The organism is Rhodococcus sp. NPDC127527 (assembly GCF_042672245.1).
Lineage (GTDB): Bacteria > Actinomycetota > Actinomycetes > Mycobacteriales > Mycobacteriaceae > Rhodococcus_G.
Map to the genome: position 1 here is coordinate 164,638 of NZ_JBHXVP010000001.1, position 23,904 is coordinate 188,541.

The window sequence follows — 23,904 nt, forward strand, 5'->3', positions numbered from 1 at the left end:
CTGAACGGGTCTGGATACACCTCGCGCGCGGCTCCGGTGCTCGCGTGCGTTGCTGCGCACGCGAGCGGTGGAACCGCGCGCGAAGGTTGTTCGGCTGTTGCTACATCGCCGCCAGGGGCTCGCTGCCGGACCAGTCGTGGCCCCAGTAGCTGTCGGCGGTGATCTCCTCCGCGGAGTAGTACTTCTCGTCTACCTTCATGCCCTCGGTGCCGAACTCGACATCCCAGCCACCGGGAGCGCGGACGTAGAAGGACACCATCTTGTCGTTGGTGTGGCGACCCAGGGTCGAGGAGACCGAGAAGCCGTCCTTGACGACCCGGTCCAGCGCCTGGCCGACCGCGTCCAGGGTGTCGACCTCGACCATGATGTGCACCAGGCCGGGGGCACCGCCGTGCGGAGCGGGGCACAGCGCCAGGCTGTGGTGCCGCTCGTTGACGCCCATGAAGCGCACGCGCATGGGACCGAACTCCGGCGGAGCCGGGATGCGGAAGGCGCCGCGCGGCAGGAAGCCGAGCACCTCGGTGTAGAAGTCGAAGCTGCCGTTCGGGTCCATGGTCGGGAGCACGACGTGGCCCAGGCCCTGCGCGCCGGTGACGAACTTCGCACCGAACGGGGTCACCACGGGGCTGTGGTCGAGGACCGCGCCGTGGAAGATCTCCAGGGTCGCACCGGTCGGATCCTGGAAGGTGATGACCTCCTCGACCCGGCGGGCGTCGGCCTCCTCGAGCGAGAGCGGCTTGACCGCGATGCCGGCGGCCTCGACGGCCTGCTGCACGCGGAGCATGGCGGCGCGGTCACGCACCTCCCAGCCGATGGTGACGATCTCGTCGGTGTCGCCGGGGACGACCACCATGCGGGCGGCGCGCTCGTCCATCCGGAGGTAGAGGGCGTTCTCGTCCGGGCCGCTGCCCTCGGCGAAGCCGAGCACCTCGAACGCGAACTTGCGCCAGCGCTCCATGTCGTTGGTCTGGACCTTGACGTAGCCAAGTCCCTTGATGTCGGTCATTCTTGTTGTCCTTCTTCGAGATTGGTGGTCGGTCAGATCATCGACTTGAGGTTGTCGGCCGGGTCGAGGCCGAGCGAGCTCACCGCGGAAGCGTGGTACACGGTGCTGGGCACGTGGATGGCGTGCGCGAGACCGACGTGGGCATCACGCCAGTACCGCTGCAGCGGCTTGTCCATGCGCATCGCGTTGCCACCCGAGCGCGCGAAGATCTGGTCGACGGCGGCGACTGCCCGCCACGCGGCGCGGACCTGGGTGCGACGGCCGGCGGCACGGTCCTCGAACGAGACCTCCTTGCCGGACTCGACGATGTCCCAATGCTTGTCGACGTTGGCCAGCAGCTCCTGGCGCGCGGCGTTGATGTCGGCGGCGGCCTCGCCGATGGCGAACAGCACGTACGGATCGTCCTTGACCGCGGTGCCCTGGGCGCCGACGCGGTCGCGCTGGTAGTCCAGGTGCGCGGCGAGGGCGCCCTCGGCGATGCCGACGACGGCCGAGGAGATGCCGAGCGGGAACATGGTGGACCACGGCATCTTGAACAGGGTCTCGGTCATGCCGGCGTTCTTCTGCGCCGTTCCGTTGATCACCTCGTCGCCGTCCATGACGCGGTACGACGGCACGAAGGCGTCGCGAACGATGATGTCCTTCGAGCCGGTGCCCTTGAGGCCCACCACGTTCCACGAGTCTTCGACGATCTCGTAGTCCTTGCGGGGCAGGATCATGTGCAGCATCCGCGGCGGAAGCGCCATGTTGCCGTCCTTGTCGCCTTCCATGGCGCCGAGGAAGATCCAGTCACAGTGGTCCGTGCCGGAGGAGAACTGCCAGCGGCCGTTGAAGATGTAGCCGCCGTCGACCGGCTTCGCGATTCCGGTCGGGGCGTAGGGGGACGCGACCCATGTGTTGTCGTCCTCGCCCCAGATCTCCTCCTGGACCTTCGGGTCCGCGAAGGCGAGCTGCCAGGGGTGGACGCCGACGATGCCGCACACCCAGCCGGTGGCCGGGTCGAGGGAGGCCGCCTTCATCACGGTCTCGGAGAAGGCGCGCGGGTGCACCTCGAATCCGCCGTACTGCTTGGGCTGCAGCTGCTTGATCGCGCCTGCCGCCTTGAGCTTCTTGGCGGTCTCGTCGGGCAGCCGACCGATCCGCTCGGCCTCGGTCGCCTGCTCGCGGAGCTGATCCGCGATCTCCATGATGTTGTCGAGCGCCTTGTTCGTCATCTTCGATTCCTTCTTGTCTAGCGGTAAGTCTGGCTGGGTGCGGTCAGGCGTTGCTCTGGAGCGGCACGACGCCGTTGGCGATGTTCTCGGCGACCTCCGCTTCCCAGCTCTGCACGGCGCGGTCGGTGTCGATCTCGAACTCGAAGCGCTTGGTCATGTCCTCGGTGACGTCCTCGACGTCCACGTAGAACTGCTTGTACCAACGGCGCAGCTGGTACACCGGACCGTCCTCCTCGGACAGCAGCGGGTTGTCGATCGGCGCCTTGTTCTGCCAGATCTTGACGTCCTGCTCGAAGCCCATCTCGACGCCCTCGGCGAACTGCTTCGCCATTGCGTTGGCGGCCTCGTCAGACATGCCCTGGGGCTTCTTGACCATCGCGCCGTACTGCAGCACGAAGGAGTTCTCGTCGACCGGGTAGTGGCAGTTGATCAGCACCGTCTCGATGGTCATGCCCTGTGCGTCGCTCCACAGCCAGTCGATCATGTACGACGGGCCGAAGTAGGAGGCGTCCGAACGGAGGGTGGAGTTCGGGTCGTCGTAGCTGGTGCCCACGGAGATGTCGTGGCGCGGGGTCGAGCGCATGTACTGGGTGGCGACGTGGCCCTCGAAGACGTTCTTGAAGAAGCGCGGGAACGAGTAGTGCACGTAGAAGAAGTGCGCCATGTCCACCACGTTGTCGACGATCTCGCGGCAGTGCGAGCCCTCGATCAGCATGGAGTTCCAGGTCCAGTCGGTCCACTCGTCGGAGCCGTAGCCCTCGATCTCCGGGATGCTGACCTCGTCGGTGGGCTTGCTGCCCTGCGGGTCGTGCCAGACGTACAGCTGGCCGTTGCGCTCCAGGGTCGGCCAGGTGCGGGTGCGGGCGAGCGGCGGGACCCGGCGGGCGTAGGGGATACCGGTGCACTTGCCGTTGCCGCCCCAGCGCCAGTCGTGGAACGGGCAGGCGATGGAGTCGCCCTTGACGGTGCCCTGCGCGAGGTTGCCGCCCATGTGCCGGCAGTACGCGTCGAGCACGTTGAGCTTGCCGTCGGACTCGGACTGGAAGACCACGAGCGACGTGCCGAAGGCGTCGATCTGGTGCGGCTTGCCGTCCTGGAAGGACTTCAGCAGGCCCAGGCAGTGCCAACCGCGGGCGAACCGGGTCGGGGCGGCCGCCGCCTCGATCATCCTGACCTCGTCCACGCCGGACTCCGATTGCAGCGCCATCGTTACCTCTTCTCTCGCGCTCGTACACCCAGTGGTGTGATGTGTTTCATAGTCAGGGCGGGGCGGGGCGATTTCAGGAGGCTCTCCCAATCAGCGGGACGCTTTCCCGACGGCCCAGCACACCGGTGCCGCCGGCCTCCCGATCAGCGGGAAGAGCAGTTCGGGCGTGTTCGGCCCGGGCATACCTTCGTGGGGAGCAACCGACCCAGGGAGGTGCGGACAGATGACCGCCACAACCGCAGAAGCGCCGGCGTCCGCGCCGCGCACCGTCGCACTGGACCGCGCGAGCATTCTCGAGTTCGCCGAGGCGACCAGCTCGATGCACAGCGCCTACCGCGACGCCGAACTGCCGGTGGTGCCGCCGACGTATCTGTGCGTCGAACGCTTCGTCGAGACCACTGCCGCGTCGGCGGAGGACGCACCGATCGAGCGCGACTGCCGGTTCTTCGGACTTCCCCCGCGCGCGGGGGATCGACTCGTCATGACCTCGCGCGGCGGGGACGCGGAACGACTCACCGAGTTCCGCGACGGCGACGGCCGACTCGTCGCGGATGCCTGGACCCAGGGTGGGTCCGCGAATGCGACCTCGACCGCCGCCGATCTGCTGGCGACCTACGCGACCGACTGGCTCGGGCCCGAGTCGGTGCGCCGGTTCCGGACCCGATCGACCGGCGCGGTGCCGGCGGGGGAGTCATTGACCTGCACGGGCGAGATCGTCCAGGAGTACGTCGCGGACGGGGAGCGGCGAGTCGACGTGGTGCTCGCGGCGATCCGGCCGACCGGACAGGTCGCGGCACGCGGATGGGCGACGTTCGCTCGGGCCGACTGAGGAAGTCTCCTCTACTCACTCTCGCAACGGAATCGACGAGCACGACAAGGGCCGCGACCTCTGATGAGATCGCGGCCCTTGCGTGCTCGACACACGTTGGCTCCAGGCGCACGCCCGTGCCAGGCTCAGCGTGTCCGGGTTGTACGAATCGCCCGGGTCAGCGGGTGACCATGTCCTCCGGACCCCAGATCGCCTTCATGGTCGTGATCTTGGCGTCGTCGTCGAAGGTCATCACGTCGATGACGGAGATGTCGATCTTCTGCTCGCCCATGTGAGTGGTGAGGGTGAAGTTGAACGCCGCGGTGCCGGCGGCGATCTTGACGACGCCGAGCTCCGCGGTCTGCTCGAGGGGCTCGATGATGCCGTAGAACTCACGGAGCGACGCCTCCGTGGTGCGCGGATCGGTGCCGACCGGATCCTCGACCGTCGCGCCGGGCGCGTACAGCGCGAGCACGTCGTCGACGGTGCCGCTGGCCACCGACTTCACGTAGGACTCGATGGTGTTCAGGATGCTCTCGCGTGATGCCGCCATGCCGGAAACCCTTCGTTGACTAGAACTTGTTCTAATCGCGAGGGTACAGGCGACCGCGTCACCCGTGAGCCTTTCCGGTCCCCGACCGAACCGATTCGAGCCGCACCTGCGCCCGCCGGATCCCGACACACTGCATGCCGGAACGGTGTCCACGCCCCCCTGGGCAAACCCTCCTTCGACGAGAGGCGCCGTTCGGAGCTCCCGCGAAAATCACGAGTTTCTTTCCGTGGCAAACAAACTCGCCTGCCTTCGATCGGATCGACGCCCGACTCCGCGGGAAGGCGGGACCCACCGAGTCCCGGGGGCGCACAGGAGCAAAAGATGAGCAGGATTGCCTTGCAACACTTCGGATTCGGGTCGTCCAAACCCGGGCACCCGCGCCAGGTCGGTGTTAGCGTGCCGCACATGCCAGTCCAAGGTCGGGGTCTTTGGGTTCGGATGGGGATCGCTGCACTCGCGGCGACCGTTGCGGTCGGGGGTGGTGCGTCCGCGGGCACGGCGTTGGCGCAATCGTCCGGTAGCGCCGGCGGGGAGGGGTCGGTCGGCACCGGGTCGCTGACGGACGGCACCGCATCGGACGGCTCGCCCCTGAACGGGACGACGATGATCACCGGTTCTCTCGGGACCGGGTCGGCGGCTGGGTCGCCGCTGGGGTCCGCGATCCCGGGCGTGGTCGGCTCGGTGATCCCGGGGCCCGATCTCGATCCCCCGCCGCCGCTGGAGACGCTGTACGCGAAGATGCTGCCCAAACCGGTCGGCGACCCGTTCTTCGACGAGTACCCGCCAGGCCTGCCTGGCATGACCAACGGCCAGGTCATCGAGACCCGCGACGTCACGCCGGCCGCCCGGGCCCTCCTGCGCGGGCCGGTCCGGGAGGTGCGCCAGATCAAGGTGAAGAGCACCGACTCGGCCGGGGCGCCGTCGTTCGCGACCGCGACTCTCGTCGTGCCCGCCACGCCCTGGCCCGGTCCGGGTCCGCGCCCGGTCCTGGTGAACAACGTGCCGATCAACGGTCTCGGGCGGTCCTGCACCCCGGGCCACACCCTCGGAAACGGGATCACGCAGTCGCAGAACTTCTTCGACTTTCTCCGGCCCGACACCACGAAGGCCGAGGAACGCGGCTACGCGGTACTCGTCACCGATCACGAGGGTCCCCGGATGGCGTACGCCGAACCCTTCGTCGCCGGGCACGCGATCCTCGACTCCATCCGCGGCATGCGCACCGTCTTCCCCGCCGAGTTCGGCGCCAGCAAGCTCGCCATGATGGGGTACTCCGGAGGGGCGATCGCGACGCACGGCGCGGTCAAGCTGATCGACACCTACGCCCCCGAATTGGCCGGCGACATCGTCGGCGCCGCGATGGGCGGGGTACCGGCGGACTTCGAGATGCTCGGGCGCACCATGAACGGCAACCTCGCCGGGGGACTGTTCCTCGCGGCGGTGTTCGGGATCGCGAGGGAGAACACCGAGATCCTGCCGCTGATCAACAGTCTCGGACAGCAGATGGGCATCACGTCGATCAAGGACCAGTGCGCGAACACCCTCGCCCTCGCCGGCATCCCCGGGATACCCGCCGAGGCGCTCGCCAATATCCGGCGCGCGCTGGATTCACCTGTCGCACATGACATCTACACGAAAATGAAGATGGCGGACCGCAAGTCCGGCACCCCGCTGTACATCTACAGCGGCGGTCAGGAGTTCTGGGTCCCGGCGCTCGGCTCACACAACCTGTACAACGAGCAGTGCGGCTACGGCGTGCGTGCGGTGTACCGGCAGGTACCCGGCGAACACCTCATCGCCGCTCTCACCGGGAACCCGGGGGCATTCGACTGGGTCGACGCCCGGTTGCGTGGGGAACCGGCTCCGACCGAGTGCTGAGGCGGCTCCGCCGCCCGTGCGCGGTTGACGAGTCCAGAGACCCGCTAACCGCACACGGGCGCGGAGCGCCTACTTGACGATATTGACCATCTTGCCGGGAACCACGATCACCTTGCGGGGCGCGTTGCCCTCGAGGAACGCGACGATCTTCTCGTCCGCCAGGGCCGCGGCCTCGATGGACTTCGGATCCGCGTCCGCCGCCACGGTGAGCCGGCTGCGCAGCTTGCCGTTGACCTGGATCGGGTACTCGACCGTGTCCGCGACCAGCCAGCGCTCCTCGGCCACCGGGAACGGTCCGTGCGCCAAGGACTTCTCGTGCCCGAGCCGCGACCACAGTTCCTCGGCGATGTGCGGGGCCAGCGGGGCCAACATCAGCACCAGCGGCTCGACCGCCGACCGCGGCGCGCCCTCGGGGTACGCCTTGGTGAGGTGGTTGGTGAGCTCGATCAGCTTGGCCGCGGCGGTGTTGTCGCGCAGCGCCGCGTAATCCGCGTTGACGCCGTCGATCGCCTTGTTGACCGCGCGCAGCGTGTCCTCGGTCGGCGCGGCGTCGGTGACCCGCAGCGCGCCGGTCTCCTCGTCGACGACGGTGCGCCAGGCCCGCTGCAGGAAGCGCTGCGCACCGACGACGTCCTTGGTCGCCCACGGGCGCGAGGTGTCCAGCGGACCCATGGACATCTCGTAGACGCGCAGGGTGTCCGCACCGAACTCGTCGCAGATCTCGTCCGGCGCAACGGCGTTCTTCAGGGACTTGCCCATCTTGCCGTACTCGCGGTTGACCTCGGCGCCCTCGTAGAAGTACTTGCCGTCGGACTCGGTGACCTCGGCCGCGGGCACGTACACACCGCGGCTGTCGGTGTAGGCGAACGCCTGGATGTAGCCCTGGTTGTACAGGCGGCGGTACGGCTCGGACGAGCTCACGTGCCCGAGGTCGAAGAGCACCTTGTGCCAGAACCGCGAGTACAGCAGGTGCAGCACCGCGTGCTCGACGCCGCCGACGTACAGGTCGAGTCCACCCGGGTCGTTCGGACCGTGCAGCTCCGGTCGCGGCCCCATCCAGTACTGCTCGTTCTCCTTGGCGCAGAACGCATCCTGGTTGGTCGGATCGATGTAGCGCAGCTGGTACCACGAGCTGCCGGCCCACTGCGGCATCACGTTGGTGTCGCGGTGGTAGCTCTTCATCCCGTCGCCGAGGTCCAGTTCGACGTTGACCCAGTCGGCCGCCTTGGCCAGCGGCGGGGACGGCTCCGAGTTCGCGTCGTCCGGGTCGAAGGAGACCGGCGCGTAGTCTTCGACCTCCGGAAGTTCCACCGGCAGAGCGGATTCCGGCAGAGGGTGAGCGACACCGTCGGCGTCGTAGACGACCGGGAACGGCTCGCCCCAGTAGCGCTGACGGGCGAACAGCCAGTCCCGCAGCTTGTACTGGATGGTGCCCTTGCCGACCCCGTCCGCCTCGAGACGGGCGGTGATCGCGGCCTTCGCCTCCTCGACGTTCATGCCGTCGAGGAAGCCGCTGTTCACCAACGGGCCGTCGCCGGTGTACGCGGCGTCGGTCACGTCGCCGCCCGCGATCACCTCGACGATGTCCAGGCCGAGTGCGGTGGCGAACTCCCAGTCGCGGTGGTCGTGGCCGGGCACCGCCATGATCGCGCCGGTGCCGTAACCGGTGAGCACGTAGTCCGCGATGAAGACCGGAACCTTGTGCCCGTTGACGGGATTGACCGCGTAGGAGCCGAGGAAGACGCCGGTCTTCTCCTTGCTCTCCTGGCGTTCGAGGTCGGACTTCGCGGCGATCGCCGCGCGGTACTCGGCGACGGCCTCGGCGGGGGTGGCGGCGCCGCGGGTCCAGCGCGGGTCCACGCTCTCCGGGTAGCCGTCCGCGACGAGCTGGTCGACGAGTTCGTGCTCCGGTGCCAGCGTCACGTAGGTCGCACCGAACAGGGTGTCGGGCCGGGTGGTGAACACGTCGATCCCGTGCACTGTGGCGTCGCCGTCACTGCGCTCGGCGCGCGCGTCGAACCGGACCTGGGCGCCGTGTGAACGTCCGATCCAGTTGCGCTGCATGGATTTGACCTTCTCCGGCCAGTCCAGGTGCTCGAGGTCGTCGGTGAGCCGGTCGGAGTACGCGGTGATCCGCATCATCCACTGGCGCAGGTGCTTGCGGAACACCGGGAAGTTGCCGCGCTCGCTGCGACCGTCGGCGGTGACCTCCTCGTTGGCCAGCACGGTGCCCAGCCCGGGGCACCAGTTGACCATCGAATCGGACTGGTAGACGAGACGATACGAGTCGATCACCGCGCGCCGCTCGGCAGCGGTGAGCGATTCCCACGCCCGTCCGTCCTCGGGAATACGTGCGCCGGAGGCGAACTCGGCCTCGAGCTCCTCGACCGGCCGCGCCCGACCCAGGTCGCTGTCGTACCAGGAATTGAAGATCTGCAGGAAGATCCACTGCGTCCAGTGGTAGAAGTCCACGTCCGTGGTGGCCAGCGAGCGACGCTCGTCGTGTCCGAGCCCGAGGCGGCGCAGCTGCCGCTTCATGTTCGCGATGTTGGCCTCGGTCGTGGTGCGCGGATGCGTACCCGTCTGGACCGCGTACTGCTCGGCAGGCAGACCGAACGCGTCGTAGCCGAGGGTGTGCAGCACGTTCCGTCCGTGCATGCGGTGGAAGCGCGCGAACACGTCCGTGGCGATGTAGCCGAGCGGATGCCCGACGTGCAGGCCCGAACCGGACGGGTACGGGAACATGTCCTGGACGAAGAGCTTGTCCGCGGGCAGTTCGCCGGCGAGGTCTCCGACCGGGTTCGGCGCGTAGAAGGTGCCGCGCTCGCGCCAGCGCTCCTGCCACTGCTCCTCGATCCGGCCCGCGAGGTCCGCGGTGTATCGGTGCTGAGGGGTCGCCTCGTCCGCTGGCTGCTGCACTGACTCGCTCACGTGATCGCTGTCTTCTCTGTGCTGGGGGTTTAGGTCACCACCAGCCTAAAGCGTCACCCGCAACGACCCGCCCCTCGGTCCCCGCCGTACCCTGGATCCGTGGTCATCGTCGCAACCGTGCTGTTCGTAGTCGCCCTCGCCGTCGGCGGGGTGGCGGTCGCCGGGCTCGTCGGGAAGCTGCCGCGCAACCGCTGGGCCGGCGTCCGCACCGAGGCCACGCTGCGCGACGACGCGACGTTCGCGCTGGCCAACAAGGTTGCCGCGCCCGCCCTGCTCGGGTCGGCCGGCCTGCTCGTCCTCGGCGGCGTCGCCGCCCTCGTCCTCCCCACCGCCGGCGCCATCGTCGCCGCGGTGGTCGCCACTGCCGCCGCCCTGGTCACCGCCGGTGCCGGCGGGTCCATCGGGGCCCGCGTCGCCGCCGCGCTGCCCGCCGAGGCGTCCGGCTGCGGCCACGACTGCAACTGCGGCAGCGCCCCCGAACCGGTCGAGGAGAGCGCCGCGGACATCGCGGCCGCGGCCGACTGCGGCATGGACTCCTGCGGCGCCTGCTCCTTGAAGGGCGCCTGCCAGCCGAGCTGAGCGGCCGCCACCGACCGAACCGCCCGACCCGCAGGCTCGGCTGGTTGAATCGGCCCCCATGAGCCAAACGCGGACCTTCGATCCGGCCGGTGTCCTGTTCGGGGTCACGATCCCGGTGCTCGCCGCCGCCGCGGGTCTGGTGCTCACCCGGATGTGGCAGGAGCGCCTGCCCGCCTCGATCGCCACGCACTGGTCGGGCGAGAACCCGGACGGCTTCACCACCCTGTGGTCGGCCGCCTGGACGTTCGCGATCGTCATCGTGCTCATCGGCGGCGGCGCCGCCGCGATCGCCGCGATCGCGGGCGCACTGCTGATGATGCGCCGCACCATGCTGATCGTCGGGCTGACGGTGGTCGGGCTGATGTTCGCGATCTGGGTGGCCCTGCTGCGCGCGCACCTCGACCTCGCCGCCGCGGAGGGGGCGCGATTGCCGACAGCGGCGATCGGGGTGGGGGTGCTGGCGGGCGCCGCCGTCGGGCTGCTGGGCGGGTCGTTGCTGCGCGACTACCGGCCCCGCACCGCCACGACCGACCGACCCGACCCGAGCCTGCCGCGGGGGCCGCTGGACCTGCCGATCGTGGACCGTCGCGGACTGGGTGCGGGCACCACCGCCGTGCTGATCGCGGTCGGCGCGGCGATCACCCTCGGCCTGTGCCGGCTCGCCGGCTCGTGGTGGCTGCTCGCGATCTTCCTGCCCGTGTGCGTGCTGATCGTCGGGCTGTTGCGGTTCCGGGTGACCGTCGACGAGAACGGGATTCGCATCTACAACATGGGCATGTGCGCCCTCGACTACCGGGTCGACGAGATCGTCGGCGCAAAGGTCGACGAGGTCAACCCGTTCAAGGACTTCGGCGGCTGGGGGTTGCGGATCAAGGGCCGCGGCAACTACGGGCTGGTCACCGACACCGGTCCCGCGCTGATGCTGACCGCCGCGAACGGCCAGCGGCTGACCGTCAGCACCGACCGGGCCGAGCAGATGGCGGGCGCGCTCAACGCCCTCGCGGACGCCTCGCGTTGACACCCCTCGCTCCTTCCCGAATGGCCCATTCGTTCAGTTGAACCGACCCGGTGGGCCATTCGGGAACGCGCGGGGGGAGCGCCCTCAGGTGCGGCGCAGGCGCCGCTCGTTCGCGAGGATCGCCGCGGTCAGCGCCGCCTCGGGCCCGGTCGCGGGTCGGGGGCGGCGCATCAGCACGAAGTCGGCGTCGCCGGGGTCCGGCAGGGCGTGCCCCGGCAGCGGCTCCAGGCCGTCCGGCAGCAGCGACTCCGAGTGCACGATGAAGCCGAGACCGGCGAGCACCGCCGCACGCAACCCGAGCAGGCTGTCGGTGACACAGGCGGTCCGCCACACCAGGCCGGCGCGATCCATCGCCTCCATCGCCGCACGCCGGGTGATGCTCGGCGGGGGATAGGTGACCAGGGGAACCGGTCCGCTCCCCAGCTCGGTGACGTCCGCGCCGGGAGATCCTGCCCACACCAGGCGGTCGCGCCAGACCAGTTCACCGTGCCGTTCCCCGGGCCTGCGCATGCCGAACGCGATGTCGAGCTCGCCCGCCGCGAGCTTGGCCCCGAGATTCTCGCTGAGCCCCACCGTCAGCTCCAGGTCGATCCGAGGGTGGCTCCGACGGAACTCGAGCAGCACCTCGGGCAACTCCGCCGCGACCAGGTCGTCGGACGCGCCGAAGCGCAGCAGCCCGGACAGCTCCGACTCGGCGAAATAGGTCTCTGCCTGCTGCGATGCGTCCAGGATGGTGCGGGCGAACCCGAGCATCGCGGCGCCGTCGGCGGTGAGTTCGAGGTTGCGGGTGTCGCGCCGGAACAGCTCCCGACCGACGCTGCGCTCGAGTCTGCCGATGTGGCCGCTGACCGTGGACTGGCGCAAACCGAGCCGGCGCGCGGCGGCGGTGAACCCGCCCGACCGCTCGACGGCGACGAAGCTGCGCAGCAGCACCGGATCCAGCATGACCCAGATTTATCACGAATGGCGATGGAACTAAACGGCGCTATCGACTTTCACGATGCCTCTGCGTCGGATTAACGTTCAGAGCGTGAAGTTTCTCAGCAGGTTCTACATCGACGGGTTCATCCTGTCGATCATCGCCGTCGCCGTGCTGGCCAGCATCTTCCCGGCGACGGGCAGCGGCGAGACCGTGCTGAGCTGGGCCACCAAGATCGCGATCGGCTTCCTGTTCCTCCTCTACGGCGCCCGGTTGCATCCCCGCGAGGCCCTCGAGGGCCTCAGGCACTGGCGCCTGCACTCGGTGGTGTTCGCCTCCACCTTCGTGCTGTTCCCGCTCGTCGGCCTGGCGCTGCACGTGCTGGTGCCGTCGGTCCTGACCGACGACCTCTACACCGGGGTGCTCTACCTGTGCCTGGTGCCCTCCACCGTGCAGTCCTCGATCGCGTTCACCTCGATCGCCCGCGGCAACGTCGCCGGCGCCATCGTCAGCGCGTCCGCCTCCAACCTCATCGGCGTGTTCGTCACCCCGATGCTGGTCATCCTGTTGATGAACACCACCGGTGAGGCGCACGTCGACGCGTCCTCCATCGTCGACATCGTGGTCCAGTTGCTGATCCCGTTCATCGTCGGCCAGCTGATCCGGCCCTGGGTCAAGGACTTCCTGAAGAAGTACGCCGAGCCGACCAAGCTCGTCGACCGCGGCTCGATCCTGCTGGTGGTGTACTCCGCGTTCAGTGCGGGGATGGTCGAGCACGCCTGGTCCGGGCTGTCGGTGTGGCGGGTGGTCGCGCTGGTCGCGGTGTGCTGCGGCATACTCGCGATCGTCATCGGCGCGACCGCGTTCGCCGGGCGGGCACTCGGCTTCTCCCTGCCGGACCGCATCGTGATCATCTTCTGCGGCTCCAAGAAGAGCCTCGCCACTGGCCTACCCATGGCCTCTGTACTGTTCGCCGGCCAACCCGTCGGGCTGATCGTGCTGCCGCTCATGATCTTCCACCAGATCCAGCTGATCGTCTGCGCGGCCCTGGCACAGCATTTCGCCAAGCGCACCGACCCGGACGCGGTCGACGCCGGCGCCCCGACCGCCGGCTGAGCTTCTGTCAGAACGTCGCCGGATCCCACACGTAGAACCCCAGGGGTGGGTTGATGCTGCCCAGGTTGACCGTGGCCATGTCGATGCGGTGCTTCTTGCCCCACGGGTCGAGCTGGTAGATCTCGGTCATCCCGTGCCATGACGCGCAGAACATCTCGGCCTTGCCGAACGGGCTGACAACTACGTTCGTGGTGCGTGACGACGGTTCCCACGGGAGCCGGAACCGTTCGCTGCACGGACCGTACTGGCCGAAGTTGCCGAAGTCCTGCGCGCTGACTGTCGGCGTCAGGATGCCCCCCAGGGCAACTGCCAGTGCGCCGGCCGCCGCAATTCGTGCCACCTTCATGGCGATCCCCCCTTCTTGTCGAATCGTCCTGTTCGTCGGTTCGGCACCGGCGGGTGTTACCGCCTCGCTCTGGCCCGCTCAGGAACAAGACCGTCTACCGGGCACCGGACCAACCTCGGCGGCTTGACGGGAACCAGAGGGACACCCCCCGGATCTCCCCGATGTCGGGGTGAGGGCGTGCACGACGGCACGGCCCGCGATCGGGTCGCCGACGGCGATGCGCACCGCCCCGGACGGATAGGTCTTGGCGGCCACGCCCGCATCGGCCAGCAACGCGGCCACCGGACGATCCGGGGCGGCCAGGTACAGGAAATTCGCGTGGCTGCACGGGGTCTCGATGCCGATCGCGGACAGCTCCAACCGCATCCGATCGCGTTCGGCATTGATCGCGCGGACCCGCTCGGCCAATTCGGACTGCGCCTCGAACGAGGCCCGGACCGCGGGCTCGGCCAGGCCTCCCACCCCGAACGGCAGCTGCATCCGGTGCACCCGTTCGAGCAGCTCGGGCGCCCCGAAGCCGAATCCGATCCGCAGCGCTGCCAGCCCGTAGGCCTTCGAGAAGGTTCGCAGCACCAGCACATTCGGGAACGCGCCCACCAGCTTCCGGGCATCGACGGTCAACGCGGGCGCGAGAAACTCCACGTACGCCTCGTCCAGTACGACGACGACGTGGGCGGGCACGGCCGCCAGGAACGCGAGCAGGGCGTCCGCACCGACGACCGTGCCGGTCGGGTTGTGCGGCCGGCACACCACCACCAGCGCGGTGCGATCGTCGATCGCCTCCGACATCGCCGCCAGGTCCTGCTGCCCGTCCGGCCCCAGCGGGACCGCGGCCTGCTCCAGCCCGACCATGGACGCGAGAATCGGGTACCCGTCGAAGGTGGGCGCCGCGAACACGATTCGCCGGCCTGGCCGGGCCAGCGCCTGCATGGCCTGCAACGCCACACCGGTCGCGCCCGACCCGACCACCACCTGCGCGGGATCGACCCCGAGCCGCGCGGCGATCAGTGCCGGCAACCTGTGCGGCAGGAACTCCGGATACCGGTTGGCCTGTGCGGCGGCCCGCTCGAGGGCGCGGCGCACCGACCTCAGCGGGCGGAAGGGGTTCTCGCTCAGCGCCAGTTCGAACCTCGGGCCGTCCAGAGCCAGCACGCTCATCGGACCGCCACCCCCGCACCGTCGGGCGCGGCGCCCCACCGCACCGCCGCCGAACCCGCGAAGTCGCCCGCATGCGCGAACGCCGACATGAGCACCAGCGACCCGTTCGGAATCCGTCCGGCCCGGTTCTCCACGTCCAGGGTCACGGGGATGCCCGCCCCGAACAGGTTGCCGCACTCGTCGAAGGTGTCGGGATGCCGATCCTTCGGAAGTTCCAGTGCGTCACGCCAATTGCGCAGGAAAAGCCGGTTCGGCTGGTTGGTGACGAAGGTGTCGACGGTCCTCGGCTCGATGCCGAGTCGGTCACACAAGGCCAGCGAGATCTCCGGGACCAGCCGGTTGCCGCGGGCGAAGACCTTCGCGATCTTACTCTCCGTGAACGAGATGTGGTACTGCCCGGTGCCGGGCTCCCAGTACTTGCGCGGCGGGTCGACCTCGCCGGTCATGTCACCGAAGAACTCACCGTAGGAACGACATTCGGTGCCGAGGAGCGGTGCACCGTCGGACAGGGTGAGCAGACCGACGCCGCATCCGTCTCCCGGCACGGGTGCCTGCGCCAGCCCGCGGACCTCGGTCTGCGTGAACACCTGGCCGGCACAGTTCTGAGTGGCCGCGACGAGGGCGCTGCGCCCACCACCGCTCCGCAGAATCTGTGCCGCGATCTGCATCATGTACACGAACGAGGCGCAGCCGCTGTTGTGCACGTCGATCACCCAGTCCGGCTTGGCACCGAGCCGGTGCGCCACCTCACCACCGCAACCGACCACCGCCAGGTCCGGGAGCTGGGTGTGCGTGACGAGCACGTCCACGTTCTCGAGCACCTCGGCACCGTGCCGCTCGGCCAGAGGCGCGGTCGCGCGAATCACCATGTCCGCCGCGGTCTCGTCGTCCGCGACGTGATGCCGGAACCTCGGGGCCCGGAACATCGGACCCTTCGGTTGACGCTTGTTCTTGGAGAACTCGAGGAAGTACTCGGCGGGCACCCGCTTCTCCGGCAGATAGCTGGCGATGTCCACGAGACTGACAGTGGGCGTGTTCATCTCACTGCATCCACTGGGGCGTCACCGGCAGGCCGTTCGCGTGCCGGTACTCGGCGATGGCCTTGAGGTTGTGCAGTTCGATCAGGTGCCCGGCGGGAAACATGTCCCACAGGTCGCCCACCCACGTCGCGCGGTCCGCGGGTGCGGTCTCCGGGAACGGGTTGTGCTCGTAGAACGGATGGCGGCAATTGGTCCACAGCACCAACGATCCCGGTCTGTCGAGCACGACCTGGGCGTCGATCACTCGCATCAGGTAGATCATCCACAGGTGCGTGCCCTGGTCCCAGGCGCAGTGGTAGTCGACCGTCATCGCCTCGCGATTCGCGACGGTGCGGGTGTAGATCTCGGTCTGGTCGTCGTCGATCCGGTCGTACGCCACCCACAGTCCGGGCTCGTCGGTCTCGGTGAATCCACGCAGGCTTCCGGTCCACTCCTCGAGGCTGCGCGTGTCCGCGAGATAGTCGTACAGTTCCCTTGGAGGACAGTCGATGTAGTCCTGGACGGTGATGTAGTCGCCGTAGATCTGCTGGTGCGGGTACACCGAGCGGAGCATGTCGACGACCATCGCGGTGCCCTCCTCCCGGCTGGTGTTCTCGATCCGGTACACACCCGGAATCAACGAAGGGTCGAGGTCGTTGAGCGCGGACAGTGCAGCGGTGCGGCTGGTGGTCACGGTTGTACTCCTTCTCGAACTGGATCGCGGAACGCGGTGATCGGTGCGGCCGAGGTGGACAGGAACGGCAGGAAGGGCGGGATCTCGTCCGGATCGCAGGTGACGGCGACGAATGCAGGCCCGAGCGAGTGCGCGGCCGCGGCCAGGGCGCCGTCCAGCTCGGCCTCCGTCGTCGCGCAGTAGGTGTCGAGCGTCGGGAACATCGCGGCGATGCCCTCGCCGATGAAGGACGGCTGAAACCTGTTGAAGCTGTATCTGTTCTCGTACAGCAGTTGCTCGCGGGTGACACACATCGCGTGCGCGTTGTTGTTGAACACGACGAAGGTCACCGGAAGGCGATGCTCGACCGCCGTGTGTAACTCCATTCCGTGCATGTAGAAGGCGCCGTCGCCTGCGATCACGAAGGTCCGCCGCCTGCGTCCGAAGCACGAGCCGATTCCCGCGCCGAATGCGTAGCCCATCCCTCCCATGCCGAGCGCGACGACGAAGCGTCCTCCTCCGCGAGCCGAGAGATGGTGCACCACTGCGGCTCCGGTGTTCCCGGCGTCGGCGAAGACATCCGTTCCCGCCGGCAGGTGCCGTTCGATCGCCGCCACCGCGTCTCGATACCGCAGTCCCGGGCCGGTCGCTGCGGGGACCGCCAGCCTGGTCAGGTTGGGAGGCCGGGTCGTGACGGGCGACGAGGACGAACCGACCGGTCCGAGCACGTCGACGAGCAGGCGCAGCGAGGACCGCAGATCGACGGTGGCGGCGTGCGTCGACGGCACGTGCGGTGGCGCGCACCCGAGCGACGCGATCGGCGTGCTGCGCAACCCCTCGTCGAGGCCGGTCCGTGCCATCACCGGCAGACGGGTGCCGATCAGCAGACACAACTCCGAGTACCGCAGCGCGTCAACGAGTTCCGGATGTCCCATACTGCCGGCGACTCCGCAGTAGCCACGGCTGCCGGGATCGACGACATCCTTCGCGTCGGGGGTGACACCGATGGCGGCATCGAGGACCGAGACCAGGTCCGCGAGCTCGTGCCGGGCGTCGGCGCGCGCCACCTCGTCACCCGCGATCACGAGCACCTTGCCGCGCCGACGTGCCGCCGCCACGCGCCTGGCGAGCCGCTCCAGTCCGACCTTGTCCACCGCGACAGCCGGTCTGGGCGTGATCGGCCGGCACTGCTCGGGGGTGATCGGCGACTGCTGGACGTCCTTGGGCAGGAGCAGCACGGCGGGCCCGCCCCGCAACGCTGCCGACACCGCCCGGTTCAGATGTTTCCCGACGTCGGCCGCCGCCTCGACCCGCGCGCAGTAGCGCGACACCTCGGCGAACAGGCGGACCGCGTCGATCGAGCCCGCCCGCCCGCTCGAGTCCTGGAATCCACCGTGGCCCTCGAGCGGGGTGGGTGCCTGACCGACCAACGCCAGCAACGGAACCCGTGACGTGAAGGCCTCCCCGAGGCCGGCGACCAGGTTCAACGCGCCACCGCCGGAGGTGGCCATCACCACGCCGAGCCGGCCGGAGGTGCGGGCGTAGCCGTCGGCCATCGTCGCGGCGGAGAACTCGTGTTTGGCGACAACTCCGGTGATGTTCCTGTGGGTGTAGAACAACGCGTCGTAGACGTCCTCGATGTTCGCTCCGTCCACCCCGAAGACGTGCTGAATTCCGTAGGCAGCGAGGGCATCCACCAGGTAGTCGACCACGCGGGTCTCGCCTCGTCGCACGACAGGTACGGCTTGTCTCATCGGTACACCTTCCATGTGCACTCTTGCGTGCACTGGTAGGTACGGTTCAACGCTACGAATGGTTCAGATCCGTCGACCGGACCTCAGAAGGTGCTGGTGAGCAGCACCTGATTCGTGGCCACCGAACGGATGTCGACGCGGTCGACCCACAGCATGGGGACGCTGGTGGTCGCCGACGGGGTGACCGTCTGTCCAGCCACGGCGGTCCACGTCGCCAATTGCTGGGTGGCCCCGTTCTTGTCCGTCATCACCATCGCGTATTCGTTCTTGTCGGTGCCGTATCCGCCGCCGGGAGGTGCGTCGTAGCGGCAGGTGACGTCGATCCGGGTGCCCCAGTCCTGCTCGATGAGCGAGACGTCGGCGGTCAGGGGGCTCTCGGTGACCGGCTTCATCGGCTGGGCGACCACCGGCGCGGACGGCCCGTGCGGCGCGTACGGCGACGGTCCCTCGCCCTGCGAGGGCAGCACGGCCACCCCGACGCCGACCGCGGCGGCGACGACCGCGACCGCCGCCGCGACGAGCACCGCATACCGGGCCCGCCGACGCGGCGGCCGCGCGCGCTCGATCAGTTTCGGCAGCAGGTCCTCGGGGGGCTCGTCGGCGGCGGGGGCCGAGCCGAGTTCGAGTGCCGTGTCCACCGGCACCTTCGCCAGCAGGGCCGGCATGCCCGCGACCTCCGCGACCGCGACCGAGCACCTGACACAGGTGGCCAGGTGATGCTCGAACTCGTCGCGATCCGCGGCGCTGAGCGAGCCGAGGACGTAGGCGGCGTCCCAGTGCGCGTACGGATCCGTCTCGATGGTCACTGCGTCACCCCCATCTCCTGCAGAATCAGCCGCAGTGCCCTGATCGCGTAGTGCATTCGCGACTTCACGGTGCCCTCCGGGATCTCGAGGTCGTCAGCGATCTGATGGGTCGACATCCCCCGGTAGTACGAGCGGACCAGCACGCCCCGATGCTCCGGCGAGAGCGCCGCGAGGGCATCGGCGATCAGCCATGAATCCAGGGCGGCATCCGTCGCGTCCGGGCTCGCCTGCTCCGGCGGATTGTCCGTCCCGATTTCCCGTTTCGACCTGGCACTGCGGAAGTCGTCGAAGATCATGTTCCGCGCGACGGTGAACAGCCAGGCCCGAGCCGAGTTCTCGCTCTGGTCCAGCACCCTCGGTCGCTGCCAGGCCCGCAGCAGGGTTTCCTGGACCACGTCCTCGGCCCTAGCCCGATCACCGGTAAGTCGCATGGCGTATCTCCACAGGGCCGACGCATGCTCGCCGTACAGAACACGCATCAGTTCTGCCTGGTCCTCCGGCATCGGGCACCTCCAGCCGTACTCACGATACAAAGGCCATAGAGGTTCACGCGGCGGGTCGGGCAGTTCGAATCCGGTCGCCCGTCACAGGTGGTTCGCGGTGGGTGAACGTACCGTTCAGTCGATCTGATCGAGTGAACGCTTCCGTTCACTCAGTGCAAGAGAGGGCGCGGGGAGGGGTCAGTTGCGCTCGACGTCGATGGGGTGGGTCGCTCGCAGAGCGAGGGGCAGCGGCTGGCGACGCAGTACCTGCGCCCACAGGTCGGCGCGGGGCGGGCCGATGACGTCCGAGGGCAGCGCGGAAACCACCATCCAGTCGTTGCGCTGCAACTCGCCGTCGAGCTGGCCCATCGTCCAGCCCGCGTAGCCGGCGAACACCCGCGCGCCCTCGATCAGCGGTCCGACCTGGTCCGGGTCGCTGTCGAGATCGACCATCACCACCCGACCGTGCACCCGGCGCAGTCCGGGCGCGCCTTCGACGCGAGCGCCAGTCCGGAGCGTGGCCAGACACAGTGCGGAGTCCCGCTTGACCGGGCCCCCGATGTAGAGCGCCTGCGGCCGCGCGCACAGCCCCACCCACTGGGGCAGCACCGTCTGCACGGCGGTCTCGGAGGCGCGGTTGATGACGACTCCGAGACTGCCGGCGTCGTTGTGTTCGATCACGTAGACCACGGTGCGGCGGAAGGCCGGTTCGGTGAGGTCGGTGGCGGAGACCAGCAGGCTGCCGGGACGCACGACTGGTTCGGTTGATGCCGTTCGATCGTCGGGTTCCTCAGCGTGCTCCACCGGGTAATCATCGCACCGCGAACCCGGGCGTGTGCCGCGTGAGGGCGGGCCGCCGCCTTCAGGGGCGCAGCCCGACGATCTCCTCGAGTACGGACAGGTGGTGGTCGAACAGGTCGCGGGGATCGGTGAAGGTGTCGGGTCCGTACTGGCCGAACACCTCGAAGTTCACCGCCCCGAACAGCGACGCCCAGGCCAGCACGCCGCGCGCGAGCACCTCGTCCGGCAGGTCGAGCGCCATTTCGGTCCGGATGCCGCGCAGGTTCGCGCGCAGCGGCGCGGCGATCGGGAGCTCGGGCGGATCGACGAGCAGGCCGGCCCGGTGCGCGGCGTCGAAGATCGCCACCAGCGCCACGATCACCCGGGTTCCGGGACCCGTGGTGCGATCGGCGGGGGCCTGGTACCCGGGCACCGGACTGCCGAACAGCAGCCCGTAGGAGGCGGGTTCGCGTAGGGCCCACTCCCGGACCGCGTGTCCGAGCGCGCGCAGTCGGCCCCGCGGGTCGTCGACGGGCACCGTTTCGACCGCTGCGTCGACGGCGTCGCCCAACTCGGTGTAGCACTCGACCACGAGCAGCGTGAGCAGGTCGTCGCGGCTCTTGACGTACCGATACACCGCGGAGGAGACCACACCCAGGTCGCGGGCGACCGCCCGCAACGACAGCGCCGCCGCCCCGTCGCGGGCCAGATGGTCACGGCCGATCCGGGTGATGTCGGCCAGCGTCTGCGCGCGGGCGCGTTGTCTGGGGGTACCGGTCACGGCTCCCAGCCTGACGCGGCAGGCGAGCACCGTCAACTTTGGAGAGCACTGCTCTTGACTCGCGGTCGCGGAGGGTGCATCATCAATTTCGAGAGCACTGCTCTCTAGCCCGATTCGAGAACGGAGATCGCGATGTCGACACTGCAGGTCGTGACCGGGGCAGGTCCCGTCGGATGGACGGTCGCCCATCAGCTCGCCGAGCGCGGAGACCGAGTCCGGGTGCTCACCCGCTCAGGGTCCGGGCCCGACCATCCCAACGTCGAGCGGATGCGGATCGACGTCTCCGAGCCCGGGGCACTCGACGCGGCGTTCGACGGCGCGGCAGCCATCTACCACTGCACGCACGGATCGGCGTACTCGGCCGCGGCATGGCGGCGCGAACTGCCCGCCACCGAGCGTGCGGTGCTCGCCGCCGCGGGTCGGGCCGGATCGGTCGTCGTGTTCCCGGAGAGCCTCTACTCCTACGGCCCGGTCGACGGCCCGATCACCGAGGACACCCCGCGCACCGCCACCACCGGGAAGATGGGCGTGCGCACCGAACTGCTTCGGCAGCGGGCGGATTCGGGGACACCGACGGTGAGCGTCGCGGCGTCCGACTTCTTCGGCCCGCACGCGCTGAAGGCCCACGCCGGCGAACGGATGGTCCCGGTCATCCTGGCAGGCAAGACCGTTCGGGTGATGGCCGCCCTCGACGTCCCGCACTCGTTCACCTACGTGCCCGACCTGGCCGCCGCGATGATCGCCGCGGCCGCGAATCCGACGCTGTGGAACACCGTGCTGCACGCCCCGACCGGACCCGCGCTCACCCAGCGGCAGATGGTCGACGCCTTCGCCGAGGCGGCGGGTGTCGACAACCCGAAGGTCGGGGTGCTGCCCGGGTGGGCGGTGCGCGGGATCGGAGCGGTGCACGGGCCGACCCGCGAGCTCGCCGAGATGCTCTACCAGTTCGAGCGTCCGTTCGTCCTGGACTCGACCCACAGCGAGCGGCTACTGGGGCTGGCACCGACCCCACTGCCCGAGTCGGCGGCCGCGACCGTGGCGTGGTGGCGGGCACGCGACGCGGCGCCTGCCCCGCGATAGGGTCGTGCGGTGGCGACGGCACCCCGGGGACTTCCGCACGGGGTGCTCCGCCGCTCGCCCGGACTCGTCCGCCTCACCGCTGTTCGATTCGCAAGCCAGTTCGGCGACGGCCTCTTTCAGGCCGCGCTCGGGGGCGCCATTCTCTTCAACCCGGAACGCCAGACCGACCCGCTGGCCATCGCCGCCGGATTCGCCGTTCTGCTGCTGCCCTATTCGCTGCTCGGTCCGTTCACCGGTGCACTGCTCGACCGCTGGGACCGGCGTGCGGTCCTGATGTGGGCCAACCTGCTTCGCGGCGCGCTGATCATGGTGGCCGCGGTGCTCCTGTTGATCAACGCCCCGAACACGCCGCTGCTGCTGGTCTCGCTCGCGGCGGTCGGGGTCAGCCGATTCGTGCTCGCCGGGGTGTCCGCCGCGCTGCCACACGTGGTACGCCAGTCCTGGCTGGTGCCAACGAATTCGGTTCTCGCCACCGCCGGCTCCGCGGTGGCGGCGGCCGGGGCCGGCACGGCGGTCGCGATCGTCGGACTGCTCGGCGGCGGCGACTGGAGTTCCGGGGTGGCAGTGGCCGCCGCGACCGCCGGTTCCGTCATCGGCGCGGTCGCGGCCGCCGGGTTCCCGACCCACGGCCTCGGTCCCGGCGAGGCGGAGCTGGCGGCGGCCGGCCCCACCCGACTGGCCGCCGTGCGCGCGGTCGCCGCCGGCCTGCGGACCGGCGCCACCGCCGTGTGGCAGGCGCCCGGGGTGACCACCGCGATGATCGGCATCGGCGCGCATCGCATCGTGTTCGGAGTGAACACCCTGGTGATGGTGCTGGTGCTGCGCGATCCAGCCACGTCGAGTTCGCTGCCCGGCGGACTCGCCGGGTTCGGGGTGGCGGTCGGCGCCACCGCCGCGGGCATGCTGGCCGCCGCTGCAGCGACCCCCTTCCTGATTCCCCGGCTCGGACGACCGCGGACCGTCGCGGCCGGTCTGGTCGCGGCGATCGCGGTGCAACTCGGGCTGATCACCGCGCTGACCCCGCCGATGCTGCTCGTCGGCGCGTTCCTGCTCGGATTGGCCGGACAGACGATCAAGCTGACCGGCGACGCGGCCATGCAGATCGACATCGACGACACCCGGCGCGGTCAGGTGTTCGCACTGCAGGACACGGTCTTCAACGTCGCGTTCATCGCCGCCATCGCGGCAGCGGCGACGGTGATCGCGCCCGACGGCCGATCCCTGGGGCTGGTACTCGCGGGTGCCGGGGTGTACGCACTCGGGCTGGCGGGGGTCGGGGCGAATTCGCTGCGGCGGTGAGCCACAGGTGCCCGCTCCCGGCGTCGAGCACACCGGTCACGCGTCAGGAGTACCGGTCGACTGATGGTGACGGCGGACCGTGTCGAGGCGGCCGTCACCGTCCGTGTCGGACAGGGACGTGTCGGCGCGCCCGTCGAGGTCCTCGTCCACCAGCAGGGTGTGTCGATCCGCGCCCCACCACCAGCCGTCGGGCGCGGGTGCTTCCGGTCCGGCGGACACCTCGCGGTCCCAGGTGCCGAGGCCGCTCGGATCCGTGAAGTAGCGGGCTGCCTGCGTTCCGACGTCGAGGACGGACCGGTCGACACAGCCGTCGCCGTCGCTGTCCCACAGCGCGTCGTCGAGCAGTCCGTCGCCGTCGAAGTCGAGGACGACGGCGTCGGGCGCGCCGGGATCACCGAGATCGAGATCCGCCTCCGACACCCAGGTGTGCGGATCGCCGTCACCGGTCCCGAACGCATACTCCAGCAGGCTCATACGTGTTGGACGTGCGACCCGAG

23 protein-coding genes are annotated in these 23,904 nt (G+C 69.3%); 7 read left to right on the forward strand and 16 right to left on the reverse strand.

The annotated features are described in order from the left end of the window. Nucleotides 1-100 precede the first annotated feature (100 nt). From bphC to ACFVH2_RS00770, 3 genes are read right to left on the reverse strand one after another with little or no spacing between them, the layout of a single operon-like run. Complete coding sequence (gene bphC / locus ACFVH2_RS00760; RefSeq protein WP_378420584.1) at nucleotides 101-1,006, reverse strand: biphenyl-2,3-diol 1,2-dioxygenase; 906 nt, start codon at nucleotides 1,004-1,006, stop codon at nucleotides 101-103. A gap of 32 nt (nucleotides 1,007-1,038) precedes the next feature. Next, complete coding sequence (locus tag ACFVH2_RS00765) at nucleotides 1,039-2,220, reverse strand: acyl-CoA dehydrogenase family protein (protein ID WP_378420586.1); 1,182 nt, start codon at nucleotides 2,218-2,220, stop codon at nucleotides 1,039-1,041. A 43-nt stretch (nucleotides 2,221-2,263) separates the two neighbouring features. After that, nucleotides 2,264-3,427 (reverse strand): Rieske 2Fe-2S domain-containing protein, encoded by a 1,164-nt coding sequence (locus tag ACFVH2_RS00770; protein ID WP_378420587.1) that lies wholly within the window; start codon nucleotides 3,425-3,427, stop codon nucleotides 2,264-2,266. A 223-nt stretch (nucleotides 3,428-3,650) separates the two neighbouring features. Here ACFVH2_RS00770 and ACFVH2_RS00775 point away from each other — a divergent pair, with 223 nt between their 5' ends. Then, complete coding sequence (locus ACFVH2_RS00775) at nucleotides 3,651-4,256, forward strand: hypothetical protein (RefSeq protein WP_378420589.1); 606 nt, start codon at nucleotides 3,651-3,653, stop codon at nucleotides 4,254-4,256. Nucleotides 4,257-4,413: 157 nt separating this feature from the next. Here the strand turns inward: ACFVH2_RS00775 and ACFVH2_RS00780 are convergent, their stop codons facing one another. Beyond that, nucleotides 4,414-4,788 carry a nuclear transport factor 2 family protein gene (locus ACFVH2_RS00780; protein ID WP_378420591.1) on the reverse strand — a complete coding sequence of 125 codons (375 nt, stop codon included), beginning with the start codon at nucleotides 4,786-4,788 and terminating at the stop codon, nucleotides 4,414-4,416. A gap of 438 nt (nucleotides 4,789-5,226) precedes the next feature. Between ACFVH2_RS00780 and ACFVH2_RS00785 the strand changes: the two genes are divergently transcribed. Further along, a complete protein-coding gene (locus tag ACFVH2_RS00785; RefSeq protein ID WP_378420593.1) occupies nucleotides 5,227-6,666 on the forward strand; it encodes a lipase family protein in 1,440 nt (479 codons plus the stop codon). Nucleotides 6,667-6,735: 69 nt separating this feature from the next. On the opposite strand, the gene leuS is transcribed toward ACFVH2_RS00785, so the two are convergent. After that, nucleotides 6,736-9,597, reverse strand: coding sequence for a leucine--tRNA ligase (gene leuS / locus ACFVH2_RS00790; RefSeq protein ID WP_378420595.1), 2,862 nt, complete (start codon nucleotides 9,595-9,597; stop codon nucleotides 6,736-6,738). Between the two features lie 99 nt (nucleotides 9,598-9,696). Here leuS and ACFVH2_RS00795 point away from each other — a divergent pair, with 99 nt between their 5' ends. Both ACFVH2_RS00795 and ACFVH2_RS00800 read left to right on the forward strand, forming a co-directional pair. Continuing rightward, nucleotides 9,697-10,176, forward strand: coding sequence for an SdpI family protein (locus ACFVH2_RS00795; RefSeq protein WP_378420596.1), 480 nt, complete (start codon nucleotides 9,697-9,699; stop codon nucleotides 10,174-10,176). Nucleotides 10,177-10,234: 58 nt separating this feature from the next. Beyond that, nucleotides 10,235-11,194 (forward strand): DUF1648 domain-containing protein, encoded by a 960-nt coding sequence (locus tag ACFVH2_RS00800; protein WP_378420598.1) that lies wholly within the window; start codon nucleotides 10,235-10,237, stop codon nucleotides 11,192-11,194. Nucleotides 11,195-11,278: 84 nt separating this feature from the next. Here ACFVH2_RS00800 and ACFVH2_RS00805 read toward each other — a convergent pair whose 3' ends face one another. After that, nucleotides 11,279-12,139: a LysR substrate-binding domain-containing protein gene (locus tag ACFVH2_RS00805; protein WP_378420600.1), complete on the reverse strand. Its 861-nt coding sequence runs from the start codon at nucleotides 12,137-12,139 to the stop codon at nucleotides 11,279-11,281. An 85-nt stretch (nucleotides 12,140-12,224) separates the two neighbouring features. Here ACFVH2_RS00805 and ACFVH2_RS00810 point away from each other — a divergent pair, with 85 nt between their 5' ends. Next, nucleotides 12,225-13,229: a bile acid:sodium symporter family protein gene (locus ACFVH2_RS00810; protein ID WP_378420602.1), complete on the forward strand. Its 1,005-nt coding sequence runs from the start codon at nucleotides 12,225-12,227 to the stop codon at nucleotides 13,227-13,229. A gap of 7 nt (nucleotides 13,230-13,236) precedes the next feature. On the opposite strand, the gene ACFVH2_RS00815 is transcribed toward ACFVH2_RS00810, so the two are convergent. The 9 genes from ACFVH2_RS00815 to ACFVH2_RS00855 form a co-directional block, all read right to left on the reverse strand. Further along, nucleotides 13,237-13,575 (reverse strand): hypothetical protein, encoded by a 339-nt coding sequence (locus ACFVH2_RS00815; protein WP_378420604.1) that lies wholly within the window; start codon nucleotides 13,573-13,575, stop codon nucleotides 13,237-13,239. 78 nt (nucleotides 13,576-13,653) lie between these two features. After that, a complete protein-coding gene (locus ACFVH2_RS00820; protein WP_378420606.1) occupies nucleotides 13,654-14,733 on the reverse strand; it encodes an aminotransferase class I/II-fold pyridoxal phosphate-dependent enzyme in 1,080 nt (359 codons plus the stop codon). Then, nucleotides 14,730-15,773, reverse strand: coding sequence for a 3-oxoacyl-ACP synthase III family protein (locus ACFVH2_RS00825; RefSeq protein WP_378420608.1), 1,044 nt, complete (start codon nucleotides 15,771-15,773; stop codon nucleotides 14,730-14,732). The genes ACFVH2_RS00820 and ACFVH2_RS00825 overlap by 4 nt, the downstream gene beginning before the upstream one ends. 1 nt (nucleotide 15,774) lies before the next feature. Continuing rightward, the gene (locus ACFVH2_RS00830) at nucleotides 15,775-16,446 is read right to left on the reverse strand and encodes an SRPBCC family protein (protein ID WP_378420610.1); all 672 of its coding nucleotides are present in this window, start codon (nucleotides 16,444-16,446) and stop codon (nucleotides 15,775-15,777) included. Beyond that, a complete protein-coding gene (locus ACFVH2_RS00835; RefSeq protein ID WP_378420612.1) occupies nucleotides 16,443-18,179 on the reverse strand; it encodes a thiamine pyrophosphate-binding protein in 1,737 nt (578 codons plus the stop codon). Before ACFVH2_RS00835 ends, ACFVH2_RS00830 begins: the two co-directional genes overlap by 4 nt. An 83-nt stretch (nucleotides 18,180-18,262) precedes the next feature. Beyond that, nucleotides 18,263-18,985, reverse strand: a complete 723-nt coding sequence (locus ACFVH2_RS00840) for an anti-sigma factor family protein (protein WP_378420614.1) — start codon at nucleotides 18,983-18,985, stop codon at nucleotides 18,263-18,265. Then, on the reverse strand, nucleotides 18,982-19,488 hold the full coding sequence (locus ACFVH2_RS00845) for a sigma-70 family RNA polymerase sigma factor (RefSeq protein WP_378420616.1): 507 nt from the start codon (nucleotides 19,486-19,488) through the stop codon (nucleotides 18,982-18,984). Before ACFVH2_RS00845 ends, ACFVH2_RS00840 begins: the two co-directional genes overlap by 4 nt. A gap of 177 nt (nucleotides 19,489-19,665) precedes the next feature. Continuing rightward, nucleotides 19,666-20,271: a YqgE/AlgH family protein gene (locus tag ACFVH2_RS00850; RefSeq protein WP_378420617.1), complete on the reverse strand. Its 606-nt coding sequence runs from the start codon at nucleotides 20,269-20,271 to the stop codon at nucleotides 19,666-19,668. Between the two features lie 58 nt (nucleotides 20,272-20,329). After that, nucleotides 20,330-21,028 carry a TetR/AcrR family transcriptional regulator gene (locus ACFVH2_RS00855; protein ID WP_378420619.1) on the reverse strand — a complete coding sequence of 233 codons (699 nt, stop codon included), beginning with the start codon at nucleotides 21,026-21,028 and terminating at the stop codon, nucleotides 20,330-20,332. A 132-nt stretch (nucleotides 21,029-21,160) separates the two neighbouring features. Between ACFVH2_RS00855 and ACFVH2_RS00860 the strand changes: the two genes are divergently transcribed. Together ACFVH2_RS00860 and ACFVH2_RS00865 are read left to right on the forward strand one after the other, a co-directional pair. Further along, the gene (locus ACFVH2_RS00860) at nucleotides 21,161-22,108 is read left to right on the forward strand and encodes an NAD-dependent epimerase/dehydratase family protein (protein WP_378420621.1); all 948 of its coding nucleotides are present in this window, start codon (nucleotides 21,161-21,163) and stop codon (nucleotides 22,106-22,108) included. Nucleotides 22,109-22,117: 9 nt separating this feature from the next. Further along, nucleotides 22,118-23,407, forward strand: a complete 1,290-nt coding sequence (locus ACFVH2_RS00865) for an MFS transporter (RefSeq protein ID WP_378420623.1) — start codon at nucleotides 22,118-22,120, stop codon at nucleotides 23,405-23,407. Nucleotides 23,408-23,443: 36 nt separating this feature from the next. Here the strand turns inward: ACFVH2_RS00865 and ACFVH2_RS00870 are convergent, their stop codons facing one another. Further along, complete coding sequence (locus tag ACFVH2_RS00870; RefSeq protein WP_378420625.1) at nucleotides 23,444-23,881, reverse strand: hypothetical protein; 438 nt, start codon at nucleotides 23,879-23,881, stop codon at nucleotides 23,444-23,446. Nucleotides 23,882-23,904: the final 23 nt, after the last annotated feature.

Bases quoted from the DNA above. Each gene is read 5' to 3' on its own strand.
- bphC (WP_378420584.1), bottom strand. From the start codon at position 1,006: ATGACCGACATCAAGGGACTTGGCTACGTCAAGGTCCAGACCAACGAC.
- ACFVH2_RS00765 (WP_378420586.1), bottom strand. From the start codon at position 2,220: ATGACGAACAAGGCGCTCGACAACATCATGGAGATCGCGGATCAGCTC.
- ACFVH2_RS00770 (WP_378420587.1), bottom strand. From the start codon at position 3,427: ATGGCGCTGCAATCGGAGTCCGGCGTGGACGAGGTCAGGATGATCGAG.
- ACFVH2_RS00775 (WP_378420589.1), top strand. From the start codon at position 3,651: ATGACCGCCACAACCGCAGAAGCGCCGGCGTCCGCGCCGCGCACCGTC.
- ACFVH2_RS00780 (WP_378420591.1), bottom strand. From the start codon at position 4,788: ATGGCGGCATCACGCGAGAGCATCCTGAACACCATCGAGTCCTACGTG.
- ACFVH2_RS00785 (WP_378420593.1), top strand. From the start codon at position 5,227: ATGGGGATCGCTGCACTCGCGGCGACCGTTGCGGTCGGGGGTGGTGCG.
- ACFVH2_RS00800 (WP_378420598.1), top strand. From the start codon at position 10,235: ATGAGCCAAACGCGGACCTTCGATCCGGCCGGTGTCCTGTTCGGGGTC.
- ACFVH2_RS00805 (WP_378420600.1), bottom strand. From the start codon at position 12,139: ATGCTGGATCCGGTGCTGCTGCGCAGCTTCGTCGCCGTCGAGCGGTCG.
- ACFVH2_RS00815 (WP_378420604.1), bottom strand. From the start codon at position 13,575: ATGAAGGTGGCACGAATTGCGGCGGCCGGCGCACTGGCAGTTGCCCTG.
- ACFVH2_RS00820 (WP_378420606.1), bottom strand. From the start codon at position 14,733: ATGAGCGTGCTGGCTCTGGACGGCCCGAGGTTCGAACTGGCGCTGAGC.
- ACFVH2_RS00825 (WP_378420608.1), bottom strand. From the start codon at position 15,773: ATGAACACGCCCACTGTCAGTCTCGTGGACATCGCCAGCTATCTGCCG.
- ACFVH2_RS00835 (WP_378420612.1), bottom strand. From the start codon at position 18,179: ATGAGACAAGCCGTACCTGTCGTGCGACGAGGCGAGACCCGCGTGGTC.
- ACFVH2_RS00845 (WP_378420616.1), bottom strand. From the start codon at position 19,488: ATGCCGGAGGACCAGGCAGAACTGATGCGTGTTCTGTACGGCGAGCAT.
- ACFVH2_RS00860 (WP_378420621.1), top strand. From the start codon at position 21,161: ATGTCGACACTGCAGGTCGTGACCGGGGCAGGTCCCGTCGGATGGACG.
- ACFVH2_RS00870 (WP_378420625.1), bottom strand. From the start codon at position 23,881: ATGAGCCTGCTGGAGTATGCGTTCGGGACCGGTGACGGCGATCCGCAC.